This is a genomic window from Flavihumibacter sp. CACIAM 22H1 (assembly GCF_001601815.1).
Taxonomy (GTDB): domain Bacteria; phylum Bacteroidota; class Bacteroidia; order Chitinophagales; family Chitinophagaceae; genus Flavihumibacter.
The window spans coordinates 19,694-21,452 of the sequence record NZ_LUKG01000029.1 but is presented as its reverse complement, the minus strand read 5'-3'; the positions used below and the strand labels follow the sequence as shown (position 1 = coordinate 21,452).

The 1,759-nt window shown below is 47.6% G+C and carries 2 protein-coding genes and 1 pseudogene; all 3 read left to right on the top strand.

Translation table 11 applies throughout. The features are described 5' to 3' along the window. Window positions 1-182: SDR family oxidoreductase (locus tag A1D16_RS10000; RefSeq protein WP_290709221.1), on the top strand; the 182-nt coding region annotated here is incomplete at its 5' end. A gap of 28 nt (window positions 183-210) precedes the next feature. Then, complete coding sequence (gene kynU, locus A1D16_RS09995; RefSeq protein ID WP_290709220.1) at window positions 211-1,467, top strand: kynureninase; 1,257 nt, start codon at window positions 211-213, stop codon at window positions 1,465-1,467. Between the two features lie 20 nt (window positions 1,468-1,487). Then, window positions 1,488-1,759 (top strand): annotated as a pseudogene (locus A1D16_RS09990) (orotidine 5'-phosphate decarboxylase); the annotation flags it as partial.

Sequence of the window (1,759 nt, the reverse complement as noted above, 5' to 3'; positions counted from 1 at the left end):
CCGATTCGCAGGGAATAAGTTTGGAAGAGCAGGAAGCTGCCATGGCTGCAGAAGTACCTCTTCAGCGGTTTGGAAGCGCCGCAGAAATTGCAGCATTGGCGGCTTTCCTGGCCAGTCCGGCGGCTTCCTATATCACGGGCACCAGTATTCCGGTTGATGGCGGAAGAACGGGCACCATCTAAGAACCGGGGTCGATAAATACCTTGCTATATGAAAAAAGAATTGGCGTATGCATTCGCATTAGATGCCAGCGATCCACTGGCATCCTACCGGCAGGAGTTTATTATTCCTGAAAAGGATGGGCAGCATCAGGTCTATTTCCTTGGTAATTCACTGGGGCTACAGCCCAAAAAAACAGCCTACTTCTTAAACGAAGTGCTTGATCAATGGGCCCGGTATGGAGTGGAAGGTTTCTTTATGGGCGAAGATCCCTGGTTGAACTACCATGATCACCTGGTAAAGCCATTGGCTGCCATCGTAGGCGCCCTGCCTTCGGAGCTGGTTGTAATGAACCAGCTAACGGTTAATCTTCACCTTATGATGGTGAGCTTTTATCGTCCAGCCGGAAAAAGGAAAAAAATCATTTGCGAAGCAAAGGCGTTTCCCAGTGATCAATACATGTTTGAAACACATCTTAAAGCCCTGGGGTATAATCCGGATGAAGTACTTGTTGAGGTGGGTCCCAGAGCCGGGGAAGCTTGTATACGGCAGCAAGATATTGTAGCGGCAATCCACGAAACGGGCGACGAACTTGCCCTGGTGCTCTGGGGAGGCGTAAACTATTATACCGGCCAGGTATTTGACCTGGAAGCCATAACAACAGCCGGCCATAATGCTGGTGCAAAGGTTGGTTTTGACCTGGCACATGCAGCAGGAAATATTCCTTTAAACCTGCATGCCTGGAATGTAGATTTTGCCTGCTGGTGCAGCTATAAATACCTCAATTCGGGCCCCGGCGCAATCGGTGCTGCGTTTATACATGAACGTTATCATAGAGAAGATGCACTATATCGTTTTGCCGGATGGTGGGGGTACGAAAAAGAAACCCGTTTTAAAATGGAAAAGGGGTTTCGGCCGGTTCAATCTGCAGAAGGATGGCAGCTAAGTACCCCATCGCCCCTGCTGTATGCAGCTCATCGTGCATCGCTTGAAATATTTTCAAGGGCTGGGTTTGAGAACTGTGTAAAGAAATCCCGGCAGATGGCGGCTTACCTGCGTTATTTATTAGAAGACTTACAACAGGACCAGCCTGGTAAATTTGAACTACTAACCCCGTCGGATCCTGCACAGCGGGGTTGCCAGGTTTCTTTATTGATTCATACAGGAGGCCGGGCATTATTTGAACAATTGACAGAACAGGGCATTTTTGCTGATTGGCGAGAGCCCGATGTTATTCGGGTAGCACCGGTACCGCTTTATAACAGGTATCAGGAAATCTGGCATTTTGTACAGGAATTGGGCCGTTAATCCTTCTTATCTTCGCAGGCATGAACAGGCAAGAACTCGTAGATCAAATCAAAAAGAAACAATCCTATTTATGTGTTGGACTGGATACGGACCCTGCAAAAATCCCGGTCTTTCTCCGGCAGCAACCAGATGCCATCCTGGCATTTAATAAAGCAATTATTGACGCTACGCTCGATTATTGTGTGAGTTACAAAATCAATACTGCTTTTTATGAAGCAATGGGAAGCAAGGGCTGGCAGATTATGGAGGAAACCGTAGATTATATTCCCTCAACCCACCTGAAAATTGCAGA